This is a genomic window from Streptosporangium sp. NPDC002721 (assembly GCF_042888905.1).
GTDB lineage: Bacteria > Actinomycetota > Actinomycetes > Streptosporangiales > Streptosporangiaceae > Streptosporangium.
Genome location: NZ_JBIAQI010000039.1, coordinates 1 through 21,182 on the forward strand (window position 1 = coordinate 1; position 21,182 = coordinate 21,182).

The window sequence follows — 21,182 nt, forward strand, 5'->3', positions numbered from 1 at the left end:
CCAGCAGAATCGGCGACATCGTCAAAGCCGCACTCGTCCTCACTCATTTCGAACACAGCTACCCAACGTGAAAGTCGCTGAGATCACCTCAATGGACGAGCGTAATCTCATCGATCCCCCAGGGTCGCACGGCACGAAGAAGCGATCTCCGACATGGAGGATAACAGGATTCTAACGCACATAGATATCTATAATATGAATTATACTATTCTGTCATCGCATTTCTGGTTTGAATATATTTCACGGCGAACGGCAGGATGGTCCGAATCGAATACGGCATCACCGGGCGCCACAGGCTTCGCCGGGGTCCCCGCGGCCGGTGACCGCCGCCCGGGGCTCCGGGCGCAGGACGAGGCGCCCGCAAGGACGCACGTCGAGCGCGACCTGTTCGAACGCGGCGGCACCAGCGGTGCGACCGGGACCGGCGCGAAGCCTTCACGGTCGCGTACGGGCATGAGCCAGGGGCGGGCACGAATAATATATTGACGCCCCATATTCAGATATAAGTGATACGCCTATGCTCGTGGCCGTCCATCCGCCAGGCTGACGCACCGTCACACCGCACCGTTCCCACGCGTCGGACCACGCCGACGGACAGGACGCGGCTCCCCCAATTAAGGAAACCCTATAGGGGTCGAATATTCTGTCCGCAATTCCCTCATCGGCCTTGTCGCATTTCAGCGCTCGCCTCATGCGGCGATTCCGGTACCGGCACGGGAAGGCCGGCGCGAGAAAGTCGGCGCGAGAAAGCCGGCAGCACGGGCCGGCCGGGCCGGAGGGTCTCCGCCCTCCGCGGGAGTGAGGGTCTCCTCCAAAAAGGTGTGGGCCCCGTCCCACCGGGACGGGGCCCACACCGTGACGTCAGACCCTGAGCGTCAGGACGTGCTCGACCAAGGTGATCAAGGTCGACTTCACGGCGTCGCGGGACCGGGCGTCGGTCCGGACGACGGGGATGTGCGGGGAGATCGTGAGAGCCTCCCGCACCTCCTCCTCACCGTGGACGTGCGATCCGCCGAACCCGTTGAGGGCCACGACGAACGGCAGGCCGGCCTCCTCGAAGTAGTCGATCGCCGGGAAGCTGTCGGCCAGCCGCCGGGTGTCGACGAGCACGATCGCACCGATCGCGCCCTTCACGAGGTCGTCCCACATGAACCAGAACCGGTGCTGACCCGGCGTACCGAACAGGTACAGGATCAGGTCGCGGTCCAGCGAGACACGGCCGAAGTCCATGGCGACCGTGGTGGTGCGCTTTGTCGGAATGTGCGAGAGGTCGTCGACGTCCGCACTCGCCTCCGTCATCACCGCTTCCGTGGTCAGCGGCATGATCTCGGAGACCGCGCCGACGAAGGTCGTCTTGCCGACACCGAACCCGCCGGCAACGACGATCTTCGTCGATGTCATCCCGGCGTCAGAGCCTGCGAAGCCCACTGAGCACCCTTTCAAGCAAATTGAGATCCGGCTTACCCGCATCCAGCGACGGCTGGTGGATCTGCACCAAGCCCTCGGCCGCCATGTCCGCGATCAACACCCGGGTCACGCCGAGAGGCATGCGCAACAGGGCGGAGAGCTCGGCAACCGAGCGCACCTGCCGGGACAACGAGATGATCGCCTGATATTCCGTGGAGAGCGTGGTGGGATCCACGCTCGCGAACGTCGCCGAGGAAACCAGCGCCTCGAGAGCGAGCTGCATCCGGGGAGCGGTCCTGCCCCCGGTCACAGCGTACGGACGGATCAAACGATCTCGCCCGCTCTTGGCCTGGGACGTACCCAGAGATTCCTCCGGGCCACGCCAACCTGGTGCGTCCATATCACCCCCCTATCGCTGAACCGACTGCAGTTCGGCCCGGAGCGCAGGCGTAAGGGCCTGGCCGGCACGCTCTGCGAGCAATGTCATCTGGTAGGCCACGAGGCCCATGTCACAGTCCGGCGAGGCCAGTACGGCCAGCGCGGAACCGTCGCTGATCGACATGGTCAGCAGGAGGCCCCGCTGCATCTCGATCACCGTCTGCGCGACCGGACCGCCCTCGAAGACCCGCGAGGCCCCCTGGGTGAGGCTGATCAGACCGGCCGTGATCGCGGCGAGCTGGTCCGCCCTGTCCTTGGGAAAGCCCTGGGAGTAGGCCAGCGGGAGCCCGTCCGCGGAGACGATCACCGCGTGCGCCACTCCGGGCATCTCCTTGACGAACTCGGTGATCAGCCAGTTGAAGCCGCGAGCGGCCTGGCTGAGTTGGTTGTTCACTGCTGGTTCTCTCCCTCGACGGCGTTGGCGCGCTCGCTCATCTCAGCACGTCCCTGCCGTACGCCTTGCTGGAAACTGGACAGACGGCTGCGCACCCGTTCCGCCGATATCGGCGGCATCGGGGGGGCCGGAGCCGCCGGGGCCGCCGAGGCGGCACCGGGAACGAGGTTCGCCTTGGGCACCCGCTTGGGAAGACCCGCGCCGGTCACGCCGCCCTCCACGGGCTTCTTGGCGACCTCGGCGGCCGCCCAGCCCTGGTCGGAGGGAGTGCTCCACGGCTGCCTCTCGGCCGCGGGCTCGGCCGGCCTGGGCTGGCGCGTCGGCTGGGGCGTCCGCTGCGGCAACGGCTGCGCCTGCTGCTGGGGGCCCCGCTGCGGAAGCGGCTGGGGCTGGGGTTGCTGGGGCGGCGGCGAGGAATGCGTGATCTGCGGGATGTTCTGGGTCTCCAGCCCCTGCGGTCCCCTCCTGACCCGCTGCTCCAGCGGACGTGGCCTGACCTCGGCCACGGGCTCGGGAACGGCCTCCGGCTCCGGCTCCGGTTCGGGGGCGGCGGCGCCGCTGCGGAACCAGTCGGACCCCACCGCCGCGAAGATCGGCAGGAACTCCTCGGGCTCCGGTTCCGTCGGCGGCACCTCGACCACGGGAAGGGCCTGGGTGTTCTCCATCGGTTCCAGCCGGTGCGGCGCCTGGGGCGTCTGCGGCGTCCAGGGGTCGATCGCGGGCGGATCGGGCCAGGCCGAGGGGAACGACGGCGGCGCGGTCGACGCCATCGGGGACGACCACAGGTCCTCCACCGCGGAGGCGGGCACCACCGGCCCGGACCACAGGTCCGCCGAGGTCGGCGCGGGCACCTGGGGAGGTGCCTGGGCGGGCGGCGCCCCGGGACCGGCCTGCGGGCGGCTGCCGCGCCCGGCCCCCGCTCCCACCCCTGCCCCGGTCCCGAACGGGTCGGGATTCGGGACGGAGCCGAACGGGTCGGGGTTCACCGAGGCGAACGGATCCTGGCCCGACATGCCAGACATGCTGGACAGGGAGCCGAACGAGCTCGACGGGCCCCCGAAGGAGCCGGACGGCATGCCCTGCGCCGACAGCGCCATCTCGGGCATCGCCGTGGACTGGGCCACCACCTGCACCGGCAGGAGCACCACGGCGCTGAGGCCGCCGGTGTCCGGACGCCTGAGCTGGACCCGGATGCCGTGACGCATGGCCAGGCGGCCGACCACGAACAGGCCCATCCGCCGGGAGACCGACAGGTCCACCGCGGGGGGCTCGGCCAGGCGGCGGTTCGCCTCGGCCAGTTCCTCGTCGCTCATCCCGATGCCGGAGTCGGTGACCGCCAGGATGACGGCGCCCATCTCGTTGCCGTTGCTGGTCACCGTGATCTTGGTGTCCTGCGGCGAGAAGAAGATCGCGTTCTCGACGAGCTCGGCGACCAGGTGGACGATGTCGTTGACGGCCTGGCCGATGATCGAGATGCCCGACTCGACCCGGAGGTTGACCCGCTCGTAGTTCTCGACCTCCGACAGCGAGGCGCGGACGACGTCGCTGAGCGGGACCGGCTCGCTCCACCGGCGGCTCTGCTCCTGGCCCGCGAGGACCAGGAGGTTCTCGGAGTTGCGGCGCATGCGGGTGGCCAGGTGGTCCAGCTTGAAGAGGCTGCCCAGCCGGCCCTCGTCCTGCTCGCCCTGCTCCAGGTCGTCGATGAGGTCGATCTGCCGTTCCACCAGCGACTGGGTGCGCCGCGAGAGGTTGACGAACATCGCGTTGATGTTGCTGCGCAGGCGGGCCTCGTCACCGGCGAGCCGGATGGCCTCGCGGTGGACCTCGTCGAAGGCCCGTGCCACTTCCCCGATCTCGTCGCGGGAGGCCACCCCGATGGAGGGCACCTCGACGTTCGGGGCGTGGTCGCCGGACTCCCGCAGCACCCGGACGGTCTCGGGCAGCCGGGTGTCGGCCACCTCGAGCGCCTCGCTGCGCAGCCTGCGCAGCGGCCGGACGAGCGTGCCGGCCACCCAGGCGGTGATGAGCAGGATCAGGACCAGCAGGACCAGGATCGAGGCACCGGAGATCACCGCGCTGCGCTGCTCGGCGCTCTCCATCTCCTGGCTGCGGGCGACGACCGCGGACGCCAGGCGGCGCTCGACGGTCCGCATGCCCTCCACGATCGAGGTGGAGGCGCTGTACCAGGTGTTGGCGCTCACCGGCCAGGTGCGGCCCGCCATCCGCTCCAGCGGCTTGTTCTCGCGCATGAGGGACATGACGAGGGCGCGCACGGAGTCGGCCTGGTCGACCTTGGGGCCGGTGACCGCGTCACGGAAGCCCTTGATGTCGGCGGCGGAGGCGGTGGCCCGGAAGGAGTTCTCCTCGCTCTGCTGGCTGCGGTACGCGCCGAGGAGGTCGGCGGGGTCGTCGAAGTCGAACTTGCGGTCCAGGAAGCTCACCATGAGGGTGCCGCGCTGCCTGGCGACCTGCTCCTTGGCCCGGGTCAGCGCGCCCAGCGCGAGCGCGTCTCCGATGAGGCGCTCGTCGCCGCCGCTGCGGCCCAGGTCGTCGTGGAGGGTGATGAAGTCGGTGATCATCCGCGTGTACATGCCGAGGGCCGCTCGGGGCAGCACGCTTCCGTCGGTCATCAGCCTGCGCAGGCCGGGAAGCCCGTTGAGCCAGCGGCGGACCTGGGCGGCCTCGGTGCGGACGCGGGCGGCCTGCGACTCGTCGAGGCCGTCGATGGCGGCCAGCGCCTGGTCACTGCTCCGGTCGACCACCGCACGCTGCTCCCTGACCCTGTTCAGGTTGGTACGGGTGCGGGCGGCGATGGACCAGGCCGTGAGGTCGCGCTCCTCGGCCATCTCGTGGGAGAGGGTGCCGAGCGACTCGACCAGCGTGGCGACCTCGCTCATCCGGCGGTACTCGTCGGCGGTGGACAGGGCCGTGGTGAGCTGGAGGCCGGTGAGGAGGACGGCCGCGGCGGTCGGGAGCAGGATCAGCGCGACCAGTCGGGGACGCACGCGCCAGTTCGCCGGCAGGAGTCGACTGCCCACCCCTGACGCGCGGTGGCTCCGGCGGTCTTGTGTCATCACTGGCCTACGTAACCCCTCGCCGGATTTGGAAACGGCGGAAGCAATTTGAGCACATCCTTTATGTCACTTCGAATGGAGTAAGTGCCGACATATCCCCTCAAAAGGGACATACGGTGTCAAAGTTTTCAGGCGGGCCGGAAGGAATCCCTCACCTCCGGAGCCTGGTGCTTGATCATGAGATGGCGGGTCACAGAGTATTCCTGAACCGCCTCCTGACTCATGTCCTTGCCGAAGCCGCTTCCCTTGACCCCGCCGTGCGGAGCCTCGGAGGCGATGGGTAGATGGTCGTTCACCCAGGTCACGCCCACATCGAGCCGATGCGAGACGCGCAGTGCCCGCGCCACGTCCCTGGACCAGACCGAGGAGGCCAGCCCGTAGGGGGTGTCGTTGGCCAGTTGCACCGCCTCGTCCTCACCGTCGAAGGGCAGCGCCACGAGGACCGGACCGAAAAGTTCACCCTGAACGATCTCACTGTCCTGCGCGGCGCCGGAAACCAGGGTGGGCGGATAGTAGAATCCGGGCCCCTCAAGCGGGACGCCGCCGTGGAGCACCGAGGCGCCCGCGGCGACGGAGCGCTCCACGAAGCCGTGCACGCGGTCGCGGTGCCCGGCGGAGATCAGCGGGCCGATGTCGGTGGCCGGGTCCCAGGGGTCGCCCACCGTGATCTGGGCCAGCGTCGCGTGCAGCGCCTCGACGGCCTCGTCGTACACGTCGCGGGAGATGTAGACGCGGGTCGCGGCCGTGCAGTCCTGGCCGGTGTTGTAGGTGGCGCCCATCGCGACGCCCCTCGCCATCTCGGCCAGGTCCGCGTCGCCGAAGACCAGCGCCGGGGCCTTGCCGCCGAGTTCCAGGTGGACCCGCTTCAGGGAGCCGGTGGCGCCGCGCATGACGGCCCGGCCGGTCGCGGTGGAGCCCGTGACGCTCACCATGTCGACGCCCGGGTCGGCGACGAGCGCCTCCCCCACCTCGGCGTCGCCCAGGACGACCTGGAGCAGACCGTCGGGCGCGCCGGCGCGGGCGAACAGCTGCGCCATCCGCAGCGTGGTGCCCGGCGTCTGCGGGGCGGGCTTGATGACCACCGCGTTCCCCGCGGCCAGCGCGGGGCCGATCTTCCACACCGCCATGACCAGGGGGAAGTTCCACGGGGCGATCGACCCCACGACCCCGACCGGGCGGCGCACCAGCACCGAGGTGTAGCCGGAGCTGAGCACCCCCGCGCCGGTGCCGTCCAGCGAGCGGGCCGCGCCGGCGAAGAAGCGGAGGTTGTCGGCCGCGAACGGCAGCTCGCCGTCGCGGAAGACCGCCGCGGGCTTGCCGGTCTCGATGACCTCCAGCCGGGTGAGCTCCTCGACGTCGGCCTCGACGAGGTCGGCGAAGCGCAGCAGCACCCTGGACCGCTCGGCCGGGGTCGCCGTGCTCCACTCCTCGAACGCCGCGCGAGCCCGCCGCACGGCGGCGGCCACCTCCTCGATCGGGGTGTCGGCCACCTCCCGCAGCAGGTCTCCGGTCGCCGGATTGATCAACTTGCCCATGGAACTTCCCTCGTCGTGGTGATGCGGAGCCGTCAGGCGCCCGCCCGCTCGATCAGGTCGGCCGCCCTGCGCAGGCCGTCGCGACCGCGGATCTCCTCACCCGCGGCCGCCAGGCGCTCGCGCAGCGCGGTGTCGCCCAGGAGCCGCTCCAGCGCGCCGGTCAGCTCCTCGTCGGAGAAGGTGTAGGTGGCCAGGCGGACGCCGTAGCCCAGCTCGTGGATGCGCTGCGCGTTGTCGTACTGGTCCCAGAACAGGGGCAGCAGGATCATCGGCTTGCCGAAGTGCAGCGCCTCGGTGGTGGTGTTGTTGCCGCCGTGCGTGATGACCAGGTCGGCCAACGGAATGATCTTGGTCTGCGGGACGAACTCGGCGCCCCACATGTTGTCGGCCAGCTTGATCTCCTCGTGCAGCGGGCCCATGGAGACGATGAAGCGGTACGGGGTCGTGCCCAGCACGTCGATGACCCGCTGCATGAGGGCGACGTCCGCCGAGCCGAGCGAGCCCAGCGAGAAGTAGACCAGCGGCCCCTCCCGCCCGGCCAGCGACGCGGGGAGCTCGAAGCCGCCCTCCGTCTCGCGCACCGAGGAGTCCAGGCGGTGCCAGGAGTCGCCCAGCGGCCGGGCGTCGGTGTAGTCGGCGATCTCCGGGAAGACGTACAGGTTGAGGTCGCCCTCGTGGATGAAGTCCAGGTCCGGCAGCGGGGGGGCGCCCTGCTCGACGACCCACTCGTTGAAGGCGGTCCAGATCTCGCGGTGGGTGCGGTCGTACTCGGCCTCGAAGGCGCCCCACTCGGAGCGGTCGTCGGCGGGCAGCCCGGAGAAGACCGGGGCGACGCCCTCGCCGCGTACCTCCAGCGGGTTGCAGGAGACGATCCGCACGAACGGCTTGCCCGCCGTCAGCAGCGCCGGAAAGGTGATGACGTTGTCCTCGACGATGACGTCCGGCCGCACGCGCTCGATAATCGCCTTCAGCTGAGGCTCGCAGTACTTGGCGCCGTCGATAAGCGCGTCCCAGATCGGCTTGGTGACCGTCTCCAGCTGCTCCAGGGTCGACTTGCGGTATTCGGGGGCGGTGTCCCGGATGAAGTCCTTCCAGAACTGCCCGGCGTCCTGCTCCTCCTCGGACGGCGGCGCGAGATCGACCAGGTCCTCCTCGAATCCGAGGGCCGTCAATTTCCCCTTCCAGGAGGCCTCAGCTGCGAAAACGACTCGATGTCCGCGCTTACGAAGAATGTCACCGATGCCGATGCAGTTGTTCGTCGGCCCGTAGGCACTCTCGGGCATGAACAGGATCGTGAGGGACATCACGCCTCCTTGCGTCTAGGGAGTTGCGGCTTTTGAAGAATGGTTCAATTCTTGGGTGGCAAAAACACCGGGAAACGGTCACTATGGACCCCGGCACAGAGCGTGGTTCTCAACGAGCGGGGAAATATGACGCGCAAGGGTCGGGCGGACCGGCGCCTGGATCTCATCGCGGCCGCACACCGGGCGATCATCAGGCACGGCACCGAGGGGGTGCACCTCAACCACGTCGCCGAGGAGGCCGGTCTCACCTCCGGAGCGGTCCTGTACCACTACCCGCGCCTCAGCGAGCTGCTGGTCGACGCCCACCACGCCGGGATGGAGCGCTTCTACGAGCAGAGGCTCAAGCGGATCAGCGGCATGCGCGACCCCGCGGAGAAGCTCGTCGTCACCATCCGCTCGGGGCTGCCGCACGGCCCGGACGACCCGGACGTGCGGCTGCTCAACGAGCTCGGCGGCGCCGCGCCCCGCAACAGGATGTACGCCCTGCTGCTGACCACGCTCTACGACCGTCAGGTCTCCCTCTACCAGAGCATCCTCGACACCGGGGCCGCGCTGGAGACCTTCAGGCTCTCCGGCGACTCGCTGCCCATCGCCCGCAACCTGGTGGCGCTGGAGGACGCCTACGGCTACCGCATAACGGCCCGCCACCCGGTGATCGGCGCGCAGGAGGCGGCGGAGCTCATCCTCGACTACGCCAGGACCGCGACGAACAACCCGCTGAAGTCTTCTCATTGAGGGATCAGCACCCCGTCGCCGTCCGCCCAGCCGAGCGCGACGAGGGAGCCCGCCCGCACCTGCGTGGCCCCGGGGGTGGCCACCAGCAGGGGCGTGGGACGGCCGCTCACCTGGACCGACACGTGCGAGACGCCGCCGAAGAAGCTCACGTCGACGACCTCGCCGCGCAGCACCCCCTCGGTCCCGATCCTGAGCCGCTCCGGCCGCACCGCGAGCAGCGCGGGCGTGCCGTCGGGCAGGGTCGAGATCCCGGGAAGCACGCCGAGCCCGTCACTGGCCAGGCCGACCGAGCAGGCCCTGCCGGGGAAGATGTTGTTGGCCCCCACGAAGTCGGCGACGAACGGGGTGCGCGGGCGCTCGTACAGCTCCACCGGGGCGTCGACCTGCTCGACCGAGCCCGCGTTGAAGACCGCGATCCGGTCGGCGAGCGACATGGCCTCCTCCTGGTCGTGGGTGACCACGACGAAGGTGATGCCGACCTCGTTCTGCAGCCGCTTGAGCTCCAGCTGCATCTCCGCGCGCACCTTCTTGTCCAGCGCCGACAGCGGCTCGTCGAGCAGCAGCAGGCGCGGCCGCTTCACGATCGCGCGGGCCAGCGCGACCCGCTGCCGCTGGCCGCCGGACAGCTGGTGCGGCTTGCGCCCGGCCATGCTGTCCAGCCCGACCTTCTCCAGCACCTCGCCGACCCGGCGGCGGACCTCCGCCCTGCCCACCTTCTCCCGCTCCAGGCCGTACGCGACGTTCTTGGCGACGGTCATGTGCGGGAACAGCGCGTACGACTGGAACATCAGGTTGACCGGGCGGCGGTGGGCCGCCTGGCCGAGCAGGTCGGCGCCGTCGAGCGTGACGGAGCCCTCGTCGGGTGACTCGAAGCCCGCCAGGATCCGCAGGAGCGTCGTCTTGCCGCAGCCGCTGGGGCCGAGCAGCGCGAAGAACTCGCCCTGCCGGATCTCCAGGGAGACGTCCGACAGCGCCGTGACGTCGCCGAACCGGCGGCTGACACCTGTGATCTTCAGCATTAGGACAGCGACTCCGTCAGTCGGGTCATCCGCTGGGTCACGATCACCGCGGTGAAGCTCACCAGCAGCAGCAACGTGGCCAGCGCGTTGATCTCGGGGGTGACCCCGAAGCGGACCATTGAGTAGATGACGATGGGCAGGGTCGGCGTGGTGGGCGCGGCCGTGAAGTACGCGATGACGAACTCGTCGATCGAGAGGGTGAACGCCAGCAGCGCGCCCGCCAGGATGCCCGGCGCCAGCTGCGGCAGCGTGACCCGCAGGAACGTGGTGAACGGCGTCGCGCCCAGGTCCCTGGAGGCCTCCTCCAGGGAGGTGTCGGCTCCTGTGAGCCGGGTGCGGACCACCGCGGTCACGAACGCCATGCCGAACACCGTGTGGGCCAGCAGCACCGAGTGCAGGCCGAGGGTCGACTTGATCGTGGCGTAGAACACCAGCAGCCCGATGGCGAGCACCAGGTCGGGCAGGACCGCGGGCAGCACGCCCAGCGCGTCGAGCGCCCGCGACCTGGTGTGCCGGGCCAGGCCCACCGCCAGCAGGGTGCCGAGCACCGTGGCCAGCGCGGTGGAGCCCGCCGCCACGACGAGCGTGTTGACCAGCCCCTCGCGGATCTTCTCGTTCTGGGCGAGGACGCCGTACCAGTCGAGGCTGAAGCCCTCGTAGATGTAGGGGGACTCGCCGGCGTTGAACGACATCACGACGAGCACGAGGATCGGCGTGTAGAGGAAGGCGTAGGCCGCCCAGAAGGGGACGTACAGCAGGCGTGGTCTACGCACGTCGGGCACTCCAGGCCTGCAGGAGCAGCAGGACGATCAGCACGGCGATGAGCGCCAGCGCGAGGGTGGATCCGAACGGCCAGTCGCGCGCCTTGAGGAACTGGTCCCTGATCAGGTTGCCGACCATGATGGAACGGCCGCCGCCGAGCAGTTCGGGGATGATGAAGTTGCCGAAGCTCGGCACGAAGACGAACAGGCAGCCGGTGAACACGGCCGGCAGGGTGAGCGGCAGCGTCACCGACGCGAACGTGCGGGCCGGTGAGGCGCCGAGGTTGGCCGAGGCCTCGCGCAGCTGCGGGTCGAGCTTCTCGATCGCCGCGTACAGCGGCAGGACCATCAGCGGCAGGTACGAGTAGACCAGGCCGGTGACGATGGTGCCCTGGTTGTAGAGCAGCTCCAGCGGCTTGTCGATCAGCCCCAGGTCCATCAGGGTGGTGTTGACCAGGCCGGGGCCGCTCAGCAGGATGATCCAGGCGTAGATGCGGACCAGGAAGTTGGTCCAGAACGGCAGCACGATCGCCACCAGGGCGATCGTCTTCCACTTCCGCGGGAGCTGGGCGATCAGGTAGGCCGTCGGGTAGCCGACCAGCAGGGCGATCAGCGTGGCGATCGTGGCCAGCTTCAGCGAGCCGAGCAGGACCTCGAGATAGAGCGGGTCGAACAGCCGGGTGAAGTTCTCGCCCGTGACCTCGTAGACCACCCCGCCGAACCGGCCCCTGCGGAAGATCGTGAAGCTGATGAGCAGGGCGAGCGGTACCAGCAGGAGGACGAGCAGATAGGTCAGGCCGGGCCCCAGGAAGACGATCCTTCCCAGGGCACGCGACCGGCGCGCCCGCGATCTCGCGGACGCGCCGGAAACGCTGGTGGAACGTGTCACTGCTTCGTCGCAACCTCGGACGCGAGCCGGCTGAACTTGGCCGAGTCCTCGCCAAGGTCGATGATCGACTCACCCTTGAGCAGGTCGGACGGCGTCATCTGCAGCGGGGCGTTGTCAGCCTTGAGCTTGGCGTCCATCGCGTCCATCGCGGCCTTGTTCGGGACCTTGTAGAGGATGTTCTCCGCGGCCCAGCCGTGGACCTTCGGGTCCAGGATGTAGTTGATGAAGGCGTGTCCCGCCTCCTTGTTCTTGGAGGACTTCAGCACGACCATGGTGTCAACCCACAGGTCGCTGCCCTCCTTGGGGATCACGAACTTGATGTTCTTCTCGGTGGTCGGGCACCAGCCGTCCCACGCCTCGACCATCACGGCCTCGCCGGTCTTGAGCTTCTCGCCGAAGGTCGTGTCGTCGTAGCTGAGCAGCTTCGGCTTCGCCTCAAGGAGCTTCTCCTTGACCTTGGCGATCTCCTCGTCGCTCCTGGTGTTGACCGAGTAGCCGAGCGCCTTGATGGCCGGAAGCGCCAGCCAGCGCTCGGTGGTCATCATGGTGACCTTCTTGAGCGCCTCGGCCGGCGGGTCGAGAATATCGTTCCAACTCGTCGGCGCGGTCTTCACCAGGTCGGTCCGGTAGCAGATGCCCGTCGTGCCCCAGGTGTAGGGGACCGAGAAGACGTTGCCCTTGTCGTAGGACAGCTCCTTGGCCTCGGGGTAGAGGTTCGCGAGGTTGGGGATGAGCTCGGGGTGGATCGGCTCCAGCAGCCCGGCCTCGTTGAGGGCCTGGGCGTACTGGCCGGAGACGAAGGCCACGTCGAGACCGGTGTCGGCGCCGGCGGTGAGCTTCGCCATGATGTCCTCGTTGGTGGCGTGCTCCGTCACCTTGAGGGTGGTCTTCAGGTTGTCCTTGATCCGCTGGGGCAGGTCCTCGGGCGTGTAGCCCGCCCAGACGGAGATGGCGACGCTCTGCTTGGAGAGGTCGGCGTTGGGGTTCAGCTGCGCCGCCGAGGCACTCGCGGCGGGCGCGGCGGCGGAGGTGTCCGCGGCCTCACCGCCACAGGCCGAGACGGCGAGCGCGAGACCGGCGACCAGGGCGGCGACCGGAAGACGACGGGTGTACCGGGTGCGGGACACGGCCGCTACTCCTTCAGAATTCAGTGTAATTGGGGTAGACCGGCCGTTGGGAGACACGGCAGACCAAAGCAGGAGTGTTGCAGTCAACATTAACTTGAGCAAGACTTCCCCCGACATCACCCCTGGAAAGTTTGGTCCGTTTGTTAAATCCTGCTTCAATCTGGGACCGGCTCGACACCGTGCCCCGAGCCGGCGACGGGCGGACCACCGAGCTCGTCGAGGCTCTGACCTGCGATGCACCGGCCCCATTCGACGTGCGCCGATTCCATCCGCTCCCCGCACCGATCACCACTCTTTTCTCAATCGACACTCAATTGTCATCGACCGGCCAGGGCGCCGGGAGTGCCGAGCGGGGGATCGAGGTCGACCAGACCAACCATTCGGTGATCGTCGGTGAGCGGATCGTCGTGAAATGGCTCACCCCTCCCGCGCCGCTCCCCCAGCCCGCGCCCGACGTGTTCGCGCACCTGACGTCGGTCGGCTTCACCGCGACCGCCACGCCGTACGCGTCCGTCTCCCGGCGCGCCGCCGACGGCTCGGAACTGCTGGTCGCCCTCGTCACCGCGTACCTGCCGGGGGCCGTGGACGGCTGGGAGTGGTGCGTGGACGAGGCCGTCTCCGGAGGCACCTCCTTCGCCGCCGACCTGGGCGTTCTCGCCGCCGACCTGCACGCGGCGATGGCCACCCCGTCCGCGACCTTCCCCGGCCCCGTCAGACAGGCGGACGCCGTACGGGCGGGAGAGAGCCCGTGGTCGCTCCGGGCGGGCGAGGCGCTGGCGGAGGCGCTGGCGCTCACCGGCGGGGAGGACGGCGACTGGCTCGCGGAGCGGGCCGACGCGCTCCGCGCCGACCTGGCGCCGCCGGCCTCCGCGGGAGCCACCCCGCTGATCCGCATCCACGGGGACCTGCACGTCGGCCAGGTCCTCCGCTGGCGGGACGGCTACGCGGTGATCGACTTCGACGGCAACCCGACCGTCGCGGGCGCCGACCCCTTCCAGCCCGCGGCCCGCGACCTCGCCCAGCTCACCACGAGCCTCGAACACGTCGGCCAGGTCGCGATCAGGCGGCGCGACGCCGACCCCGAGGTGATCGCCGGATGGTCGGCCACGGCCCGCGCCGCCCTGGAGTCGGCCTACCGCGACCGGCTGGACGAGCGGGGCCACGCCGCGCTCCTGGACCGTTCCCTGCTGCGCCCGTTCGAGATCGAGCAGGAGTGCCGCGAGCTCGTCTACGCGGCCAGGCACCTGCCCCGCTGGCGCTACGCCCCGATGGGCGTGCTGCGCTCCCGCTACCGCTGAACCCCGTGGGGGGGCCGCAGCCGCGCTACCGCCGAACCGGTGCCGCGGTCCCGACACCGCTCCCGCTGTTACCGCCGAACCCGACGCTTCCGACGCTTCCGATGAAGGAGAGACCGTGATTCCCGAGCTGTACCTCGCCGATCTGGAGGCCAAGCCCGCCGCGCTGGCCGCGCTGGCCGACGCCCTGGAGGCGGGTGATCCCTTCGCGGGGATCCCCACGGGGATCCGGCGGGTGCTCCTGCTCGGCATGGGCAGCTCCCGCTACGCCGCACAGGTGGCCGCGCTGCGCCTGCGGGCCGCGGGGGTGGACGCGGTGGCCGAGTACGCCTCCGCCGCGCTGTCCTACCCGCCGAGCCCGGACACGCTGGTGGTCGCCATCTCCGCCACCGGCGGCAGCCGGGAGACCCTGGACGCGGTCGCCCGCCACCGTGGCCGGTCCTTCGTCCTCGCGCTGACCAACAACCCCGGCTCAGCCGTCACCGAGGGCGCCGACCTGGTGGTCCCGATGGTGGCGGGCGAGGAGCGCGGCGGCGTCTCCTGCAGGACCTTCCAGCACACCCTCGCCCTGCTCCTGGCGCTCGGCGGCCATCTCACCGTCCCCGGCTGGGGCGGGCGCGTCCCGGCCGGGGACGAGCCCGGCGGTCTCGGCCGGGACGTGCCCGAGCTGCTCCGGCGTACGGCCGAGGCCACCGCCGACCTGCTCGACCGCCGTGACGAGTGGCTGGAGGGGGCGGCGGCGCTGCTCGACGGCCCGCACGGCGTCTACACGATCGCCCCCGCCGAGCACCTCTCGTCGGCCGAGCAGTCGGCGCTGATGTTCCGGGAGGGCCCTCGCAGGGCGGCCGACGCGTGCGAGACCGGGGACTGGGCCCACGTGGACGTCTACCTCACCAAGACCCTCGACTACCGGGCCATCCTCTTCCCCGGCTCCCGCTACGACGAGCAGGCCATGGACTGGATCGGGCAGCGCGGCTCCACCGTCCTGGCCGTCGGCGGCGACCTTCCCGGGGCGAGGGCCTGCGTCCGCTACCGCCACGACGACGACCCGGACGTGGCGCTCCTGACCGAGACCCTGGTGGCCGAGCTCGTCGCCGCCCGCTGGTGGCTCGCGGGAAGCTGACGCCCGCCCCTAGTTCCTGAGGTGGTTGAGGACGCGTTCGAGCAGGTCGGGCCCGGGGCCCGCCGCGGTGACCCGGGGGCGGTGGATCCGCACCAGGCCCTCGGACTCCATGTCGGAGACCAGGACGCGGGTGACCCCGAGGGGGACGCTCAGGAGGGCGGATATCTCCGCGATCGAGCGGATGCTGCGGCACAGGTCGCTGATGAAGCGGTACTCCCGGATGTAGGACAGGCCGAGCGGCGTCGTGGTCGTGGTCGCGACCAGCGCCTCCATGGCGAGCTTCGAGCTCGGGACGACCCGCCCCCCGGTCACGGCGTACATCCGGATCAGCGAGCTCTCCTCCTCGGCCGGCTCGTCGTGGTCCGGCTCGTACCCCGGACGCCCGTCCCGCCGGGCCGCGAGGCCGGGCGGCTCCTGCGGGGCGCCGTATCCCGGCCGCGCGGCACCGCGCGCGGGCAGGGCCACGGGCCACCTGTGTCCCGCGGCCCCGGCCGGGAGGCCGTACCTGGGAGTGTCGTCCTCCCACTCCTCCCCCGGGGAGGCGTGACCGTCGCGGGACTCCCGCCCGTGGTCGCGGTTGCCGGCCCGCATCACCGCTCCCTGCCCGGGAGCTCGTTACGCGCCTTGCGCACGCCCTCCTGGAAGCTCGCCATACGGCTGCGCATCCGCTCGGGCGAGAGGGCGGGCCTGGCCGGCGCCGGGGACGATGACGGCCCCGACGGCCCCGACGGCTCGGGCCGCGCGGGCGGGGTGACCGAGCCGGGGACCAGGTTGGCCCGGGGGGTGCGCCTGGGCAGGCCCGCCTCGGTCGTGCCGCCGAGCACGGGCGCGTTCGCCGCCTGCGCGGCCTGCCAGCCGAGGTCACCGGGCGAGGTCCAGGGCTCGGGCTCGGCCCGGACCTCCTCGGGGACGGGGCCACCGGAACCACCGGGGCCCTCGGGAGCACCAGAATCACCGGAGCCCTCGGAAGTGGAATCGCCGGAGGCGGAGCCCTCCGGAGCCGGGCCGGAAGCGGCGCCCGCCCCGGGGCGGGCCGTGCGCGCACCGGGATCGCGGGAGAGGGCGGCCCGGAACCAGGCGGACTCGACCGCGGCGAAGATCGGCAGGAAGTCGTCCTCCCCCTCCGCCGGACTCCCCGCACCGGTCCCGTCCAGCGGGGGAAGGCCGTCGAGGAAACCGGGCGAGCCGTCGAGCGGGCCGGAAGGGCGCTCGGAGGAACCGGACGGGACGTCGAGCGGGCCGGGAAGGCGGTCGAACGGGCCGGGCGGGAATCCCCCCCGCTTCCCCGGCGGGCGGAGCCGCTCCGCGGGCGGGCTCCACACGCTCCGCGCGGTCGCGTCCGGCCTGACCCGCGAGGGCAGCGGCGTCCGCGTCGCGGGAGGTGCCTGCTCGGCCGTGGGCGCCGCGAGCAGGGGCGCGCCCGACGGGCTCGCGGCATCGGCTACCTGGGGGAACGCCACGTCCGGATCGTCCTCACCTTCGTCGGGGGTGTGCGGGAACGGCGTGGCGGGCGGGCCGTCCGCGTCGTCGGGGAGCGGGAAGGCGGCCACCCCCGCGGGCAGGCCCACCACGCCCGCGGGAAGGCCGGTCACGGCCGCCGGCGCCCCGGAGAAGGCGGCCGCTGGCTGCGGGTAACCGGCCGGCCGGCCCACGATGGGCGGCAGGACGAGGAGCGACTCGGGAATCATGACCATCGCGGTCAGGCCGGAGTCCTGGGGCCGGAGCTGGACGCGGACGCCGTGCTTGAGGGCGAGGCGGCCGACGACGAACAGGCCCATGTGGCGGGCGATCGAGGCGTCGGCGTCCTGCGGGCCGGCCAGGCGCCGGTTGACCTGGGAGAGCTCCTCGGGCGTCATGCCGATGCCCCTGTCGGTCACCGAGACCATCACGCCCCCGTCGTCGACCCGGCTGCTGGACACCGTGACCCTGGTGTCCGGCTTCGAGAACGAGACGGCGTTCTCGACCAGCTCGGCGAGCAGGTGGACCACGTCGCTCACCGCGGGGCCCGCGACGGCGACCTCCGACTGGACCCGGTTCGTCACCCGCTCGTAGTTCTCCACCTCCGACAGCGCGGCCCTGACCACATCCATCAGCTCGACCGGCTGCCTCCAGCGCCGCGCCACCTCCTGCCCCGCGAGGACGAGCAGGTTCTCGCTGTTGCGGCGCATGCGGGTGGCGAGGTGGTCGAGCTTGAACAGGTCGGCGAGCCGCTGGTCATCGCGCTCGCCGCGCTCCAGCCGCTCGACCAGGGTGAGCTGGCGTTCCACCAGGCTCTGGCTCCGCCGCGAGAGGTTGACGAACATCGCGTTCACGCTGGTGCGCAGCCTGGCCTCGTCGCCCGCCAGCCGCACGGCCTCCCGGTGGACCTCGTCGAACGCCCTGGCGACCTCGCCGATCTCGTCGCGAGACAGCACCCCGATCGGTGGCACGTCGGCGGCGATCTCTCCCCCGTGCGACTCGCGGACCTTCTGGACGTACGCGGGCAGCCGCTCCCCGGCGACCTCCAGCGCCTCCCTGCGCAGCCGCCTCAGCGGCCTGACCAGCGAGCGGGCCACCCCGATGGTGATCACCAGCACGAACGCCAGCAGGGCGGCGACGGCCATCGCGACCAGCAGGGCGTGGCCGTGCTCGGCGTCGCCGAGCCGCTGGCTGCGCGCCACGATCTCCTGGGCGTGCCGCTCCTCGACCGCGCGCATGTGGCCGATGGTGACAGTGGCCGCGTCGTACCACTCCTTGGCGTCGTTCTCGCGCGCCAAGTCCAGGCCCCTCAGCGGGATGCCGGAGGCCGCGCGGTGCAGGACCAGCTCGCGGAGGAGTTCGGCGCGTTCGGCGGCACGGCCGTTGACGGTCTCGTCGAAGAGGCGGCGCTCCCGGCTTCCGGCCTCGGCGGCGAAGGTCCCGCGCTCGCCGCGCTCGGTGGAGAGCGCGCCGAGGAAGCGCTCCATCTGCCCCGGCTCGAACCGGCCCGCCACGAGCACCACCGTCAGCAGCGCCCGCTGGAAGGAGAGTGCCTCCTTGGCGCGGGCGAGCGCGTCCAGGCTGATCGCCTGGCCGAACAGGACGTCGTCGGCGCTGCCCTTGCCGAGCTCGTCGTACAGGGAGAGCAGGTCGGCGATGACCAGGGAGTAGGCGGCGATGGCCGCGTCGGGCAGCAGCCCCGAGCGCAGTGCCTGCTCGCGCAGCGGGCGGAGGTCCTCCAGGCGGGCGATCGCGGTCTCGACCTCTTCCCTGGTACGGCCGCTCACCTCCCCGCCGAGCAGCGAGCCGCTCTCGCGGACGCGCGCCGCGGAGCTGTCGACCAGGTCCATCCGGGCCTTCACGTCCCGCACGCCGTCCTTCGGCCGGCCGAGGGCGATGAACCAGGCGGTGTGGTCGCGCTCCTCGGCGAGCTCATGGGTGAGCGTGCCGATGCGGGCGGAGAGCCGGGCGAGGTCGTTGACCCGCTGGTAGTCCCCCGCCGCGCGTATCGAGGCGAACACCTGGACACCGCCGAGCAGCACCGCGGCGATCGTGGGCACCAGAACGAGCGCGACGAGACGCCGGCGTACCCGCCAGTTCCGCGGGCGCAGGCCGCTGCCCGCGTCGTGGATCTCGTGTGGACTCACCGGACGCTGCCCTCTCGCGGATGAACCTCTGGCCGAATTTCCCGTGGTTCCCGGCAATTCGAGCACATATCAACCTATGGGGCCAAGCGAACACAGCTCGATAAATACGTATTCCTGGTGATGTGGGGACTGTGTGCGGAGCTCCCGCTATGCCGGGAACCCCGCTTCCGGCTCGCCGGACACCCTTATTGAGCATTTATCGACCAATATGACCGTTTGCACCGTTCCACATCCACAGGCCCGGAGCCCGCGACGGAAGCTTGCCGGCCGCCGGTGGATGACGACTTTGTGGTTCGCGATATGTACGCCATATCTTGACTCCCTACATCCGTAGCCGCACCGCGTTCCCCGCGTTCCCGGCGTTCCCGGCGTCCCCCGCGTCCTCAGGGGCCCCCGGCGGCCCCGGCCCGCCGGGTCCGGGCGGCGAGCCCTGGAGGAGACCGTGGCCACACCCGGCGACGCCGCGAGCCCGGTTCGCGGCTCCCGACCGCCCGCCCGCGCCACCTCCCGGCTCCTGGCCTTCGGCGCGGCCGTCGCGCTGCTCCTGCCCCTCTCCGCGTGCACCGATGAGGAGGTGGACGTCCCCGCTCCCCCGTCTCCCGGGACCGTGAGGATCGCCGTCAACGACTGGGTGGGCTACGAGGCGGGCGCCGCCGTCATCGGCCGCCTGCTCACCCAGGAACTCGGCTACCGGGTGCAGACGGTGAGACTCACCCCGCCGCAGTCCTGGGAGGGCCTTGAGAAGGGCACGGTGGACGTCATCGTGGAGAACTGGGGGCGGGAGTCGCTGAAGCGGACCTACATCGAGGAGAAGAAGGTCGCGGTCTCCGCGGGACGGAGCGGCGCCAGGGGGGTCATCGGCTGGTACGTCCCCCAGTGGATGGCGGACAAGTATCCCGGGATCACCGACTGGCGGCGGCTCAACAGGTACGCCCACCTCTTCAGGACCGGCAAGTCCGGCAACCTGGGCCAGCTCCTCGACGGGGACCCCTCGTACGTCACCAACGACGAGGCCCTCGTCCGCAATCTCGGCCTCGACTACCGGGTCGTCTACGCGGGCAGCGAGAAGGCGCTGATCGACGCCGCGAGACGGGCGACCCGCGACCGCACCCCGCTGCTGATGTACTTCTACGAACCGCAGTGGCTCTTCAGCCAGATCAAGCTGGCGAAGGTCAACCTCCCGCCGTACGCGATCGGCTGCGACGCCGACCCCGCCGCGGTGAGGTGCGACTACCCGCCCTACCTGCTCGACAAGATCGTGAGCAGGCGGTTCGCCGACACCGGCGGCCGGGCCTACGAGCTGGTACGGAACTTCTCCTGGACGAACGAGCAGCAGAACGCGGTGGCGAACGACATCGCCGGCAACGGCCTCGACGCCGGCCGGGCGGCCCAGAAGTGGATCGACGCGAACAGGATCACCTGGAAGGAGTGGATACCGCACTGACGCGTCCCGCCCGCCGGACGGCGCGGCGGGGCCCGTGACAGCGACAGGGGACGGGCCCGCGGAGCGCGGACCCGTCCCCTCGCGGAGAGCGGGACTACACCGACGAGCCGTAGGCCGAGCGGACCCGCAGCACGTGCTCGACGAGAGTGATCAGCGTGCTCTTGACCGAGTCGCGGGAGCGGGCGTCGGTACGCACCACGGGGATGTGCGGGGCCAGCGTCAGGGCCTCGCGCACCTCCTCCTCGTGGTGCGGGAACTCGCCGTTCCAGCCGTTGACGCCGACCACGAAGGGGAGCTTGGCCTCCTCGAAGTAGTCGATCGCCGGGAAGCCGTCGGCCAGCCGCCGGGTGTCGATCAGGACCACCGCGCCGATCGCGCCGCGGACCAGGTCGTCCCACATGAACCAGAACCGGTGCTGACCCGGCGTACCGAACAGGTACAGGATCAGGTCGCGGTCCAGCGAGAGACGGCCGAAGTCCATCGCGACCGTGGTGGTGCTCTTGTGAGGGGTGAGTCCCAGGTCGTCGATCCCGGCGCTGGCGTCGGTCATCACCGCCTCCGTGGTCAGCGGCACGATCTCCGACACGGCCCCCACGAACGTGGTCTTGCCGACGCCGAACCCACCCGCGACAACGATCTTCGTTGACGTCAGGCCACCCTGGCTAGAGCCTGCGAAGTCCACTGAGAACCCTTTCGAGCATGTTGAGGTCCGGTTGTCCCTCATTGAGATGCGGCTGATGGATCCGGACGAAGCCCTCGTCGACCATATCCGCCACCAGCACGCGGGCCACGCCGAGCGGCACCCTCAGCAGGGCCGAGATCTCGGCGACCGACCGGTACGAACGGCAGAGCCTGATGATGGCGTCCTGCTCGGGGGTGAGCAGGGCCAGATCCTCCTCCATGATGAAGGAGGAGGAGACCAGCGCCTCCATCGCAAGGTGGAAACGGGGCTCCGACCTGCCGCCGGTGACGGCGTACGGACGGAACAGGGGCTCGTCGTCCCCGGCCCCGTCAACCCCGAGCACGAGCCTC

General features: G+C 70.5%; 18 protein-coding genes. 4 read left to right on the forward strand and 14 right to left on the reverse strand.

From position 1 onward, the window contains the following. Positions 1 to 861: 861 nt before the first annotated feature. From ACFYWM_RS39375 to ACFYWM_RS39400, 6 genes are all read right to left on the reverse strand, one after another. Complete coding sequence (locus ACFYWM_RS39375) at positions 862 to 1,401, reverse strand: ATP/GTP-binding protein (protein WP_329091233.1); 540 nt, start codon at positions 1,399 to 1,401, stop codon at positions 862 to 864. A 7-nt stretch (positions 1,402 to 1,408) separates the two neighbouring features. Further along, positions 1,409 to 1,807 (reverse strand): DUF742 domain-containing protein, encoded by a 399-nt coding sequence (locus ACFYWM_RS39380; protein WP_389925247.1) that lies wholly within the window; start codon positions 1,805 to 1,807, stop codon positions 1,409 to 1,411. Positions 1,808 to 1,816: 9 nt separating this feature from the next. Continuing rightward, complete coding sequence (locus ACFYWM_RS39385) at positions 1,817 to 2,239, reverse strand: roadblock/LC7 domain-containing protein (RefSeq protein ID WP_030906232.1); 423 nt, start codon at positions 2,237 to 2,239, stop codon at positions 1,817 to 1,819. Continuing rightward, positions 2,236 to 5,244, reverse strand: a complete 3,009-nt coding sequence (locus ACFYWM_RS39390) for a nitrate- and nitrite sensing domain-containing protein (RefSeq protein ID WP_389925251.1) — start codon at positions 5,242 to 5,244, stop codon at positions 2,236 to 2,238. Before ACFYWM_RS39390 ends, ACFYWM_RS39385 begins: the two co-directional genes overlap by 4 nt. Before the next feature lie 197 nt (positions 5,245 to 5,441). After that, entirely contained in the window at positions 5,442 to 6,848 is a 1,407-nt protein-coding gene (locus tag ACFYWM_RS39395; RefSeq protein WP_389925254.1) for an aminobutyraldehyde dehydrogenase, read from the reverse strand. A gap of 32 nt (positions 6,849 to 6,880) precedes the next feature. Beyond that, a complete protein-coding gene (locus ACFYWM_RS39400) occupies positions 6,881 to 8,152 on the reverse strand; it encodes a glycosyltransferase (RefSeq protein ID WP_389925257.1) in 1,272 nt (423 codons plus the stop codon). 126 nt (positions 8,153 to 8,278) lie between these two features. Between ACFYWM_RS39400 and ACFYWM_RS39405 the strand changes: the two genes are divergently transcribed. Next, positions 8,279 to 8,887, forward strand: coding sequence for a TetR/AcrR family transcriptional regulator (locus ACFYWM_RS39405; RefSeq protein ID WP_389925260.1), 609 nt, complete (start codon positions 8,279 to 8,281; stop codon positions 8,885 to 8,887). Here ACFYWM_RS39405 and ACFYWM_RS39410 read toward each other — a convergent pair. Genes ACFYWM_RS39410 through ACFYWM_RS39425 form a run of 4 tightly spaced genes read right to left on the reverse strand, consistent with a single transcriptional unit; the run spans position 8,881 to position 12,683 of the window. Beyond that, entirely contained in the window at positions 8,881 to 9,906 is a 1,026-nt protein-coding gene (locus tag ACFYWM_RS39410; RefSeq protein WP_389925262.1) for an ABC transporter ATP-binding protein, read from the reverse strand. The two genes, ACFYWM_RS39405 and ACFYWM_RS39410, sit on opposite strands and share 7 nt — an antisense overlap. Next, the gene (locus ACFYWM_RS39415) at positions 9,906 to 10,679 is read right to left on the reverse strand and encodes an ABC transporter permease (RefSeq protein ID WP_389925265.1); all 774 of its coding nucleotides are present in this window, start codon (positions 10,677 to 10,679) and stop codon (positions 9,906 to 9,908) included. The genes ACFYWM_RS39410 and ACFYWM_RS39415 overlap by 1 nt, the downstream gene beginning before the upstream one ends. Continuing rightward, a complete protein-coding gene (locus tag ACFYWM_RS39420) occupies positions 10,672 to 11,556 on the reverse strand; it encodes an ABC transporter permease (protein ID WP_389925268.1) in 885 nt (294 codons plus the stop codon). Before ACFYWM_RS39420 ends, ACFYWM_RS39415 begins: the two co-directional genes overlap by 8 nt. Further along, the gene (locus tag ACFYWM_RS39425) at positions 11,553 to 12,683 is read right to left on the reverse strand and encodes a spermidine/putrescine ABC transporter substrate-binding protein (RefSeq protein WP_389925271.1); all 1,131 of its coding nucleotides are present in this window, start codon (positions 12,681 to 12,683) and stop codon (positions 11,553 to 11,555) included. The genes ACFYWM_RS39420 and ACFYWM_RS39425 overlap by 4 nt, the downstream gene beginning before the upstream one ends. A gap of 314 nt (positions 12,684 to 12,997) precedes the next feature. On the opposite strand from ACFYWM_RS39425, the gene ACFYWM_RS39430 reads away from it, so the two are divergent. Together ACFYWM_RS39430 and ACFYWM_RS39435 are read left to right on the forward strand one after the other, a co-directional pair. Continuing rightward, positions 12,998 to 13,981 (forward strand): hypothetical protein, encoded by a 984-nt coding sequence (locus ACFYWM_RS39430; protein WP_389925274.1) that lies wholly within the window; start codon positions 12,998 to 13,000, stop codon positions 13,979 to 13,981. Between the two features lie 115 nt (positions 13,982 to 14,096). After that, entirely contained in the window at positions 14,097 to 15,101 is a 1,005-nt protein-coding gene (locus ACFYWM_RS39435; RefSeq protein ID WP_389925278.1) for an SIS domain-containing protein, read from the forward strand. A gap of 9 nt (positions 15,102 to 15,110) precedes the next feature. Here the strand turns inward: ACFYWM_RS39435 and ACFYWM_RS39440 are convergent, their stop codons facing one another. Continuing rightward, positions 15,111 to 15,692 (reverse strand): DUF742 domain-containing protein, encoded by a 582-nt coding sequence (locus ACFYWM_RS39440; RefSeq protein WP_389925281.1) that lies wholly within the window; start codon positions 15,690 to 15,692, stop codon positions 15,111 to 15,113. Beyond that, complete coding sequence (locus ACFYWM_RS39445) at positions 15,692 to 18,706, reverse strand: nitrate- and nitrite sensing domain-containing protein (protein WP_389925284.1); 3,015 nt, start codon at positions 18,704 to 18,706, stop codon at positions 15,692 to 15,694. The genes ACFYWM_RS39440 and ACFYWM_RS39445 overlap by 1 nt, the downstream gene beginning before the upstream one ends. Positions 18,707 to 19,148: 442 nt before the next feature. Between ACFYWM_RS39445 and ACFYWM_RS39450 the strand changes: the two genes are divergently transcribed. After that, positions 19,149 to 20,150 (forward strand): ABC transporter substrate-binding protein, encoded by a 1,002-nt coding sequence (locus ACFYWM_RS39450; protein ID WP_389925287.1) that lies wholly within the window; start codon positions 19,149 to 19,151, stop codon positions 20,148 to 20,150. Between the two features lie 94 nt (positions 20,151 to 20,244). Here the strand turns inward: ACFYWM_RS39450 and ACFYWM_RS39455 are convergent, their stop codons facing one another. Both ACFYWM_RS39455 and ACFYWM_RS39460 read right to left on the reverse strand, forming a co-directional pair. Beyond that, the gene (locus ACFYWM_RS39455; protein ID WP_389925289.1) at positions 20,245 to 20,832 is read right to left on the reverse strand and encodes an ATP/GTP-binding protein; all 588 of its coding nucleotides are present in this window, start codon (positions 20,830 to 20,832) and stop codon (positions 20,245 to 20,247) included. Next, a complete protein-coding gene (locus tag ACFYWM_RS39460; protein ID WP_389925292.1) occupies positions 20,813 to 21,175 on the reverse strand; it encodes a DUF742 domain-containing protein in 363 nt (120 codons plus the stop codon). Before ACFYWM_RS39460 ends, ACFYWM_RS39455 begins: the two co-directional genes overlap by 20 nt. Positions 21,176 to 21,182: the final 7 nt, after the last annotated feature.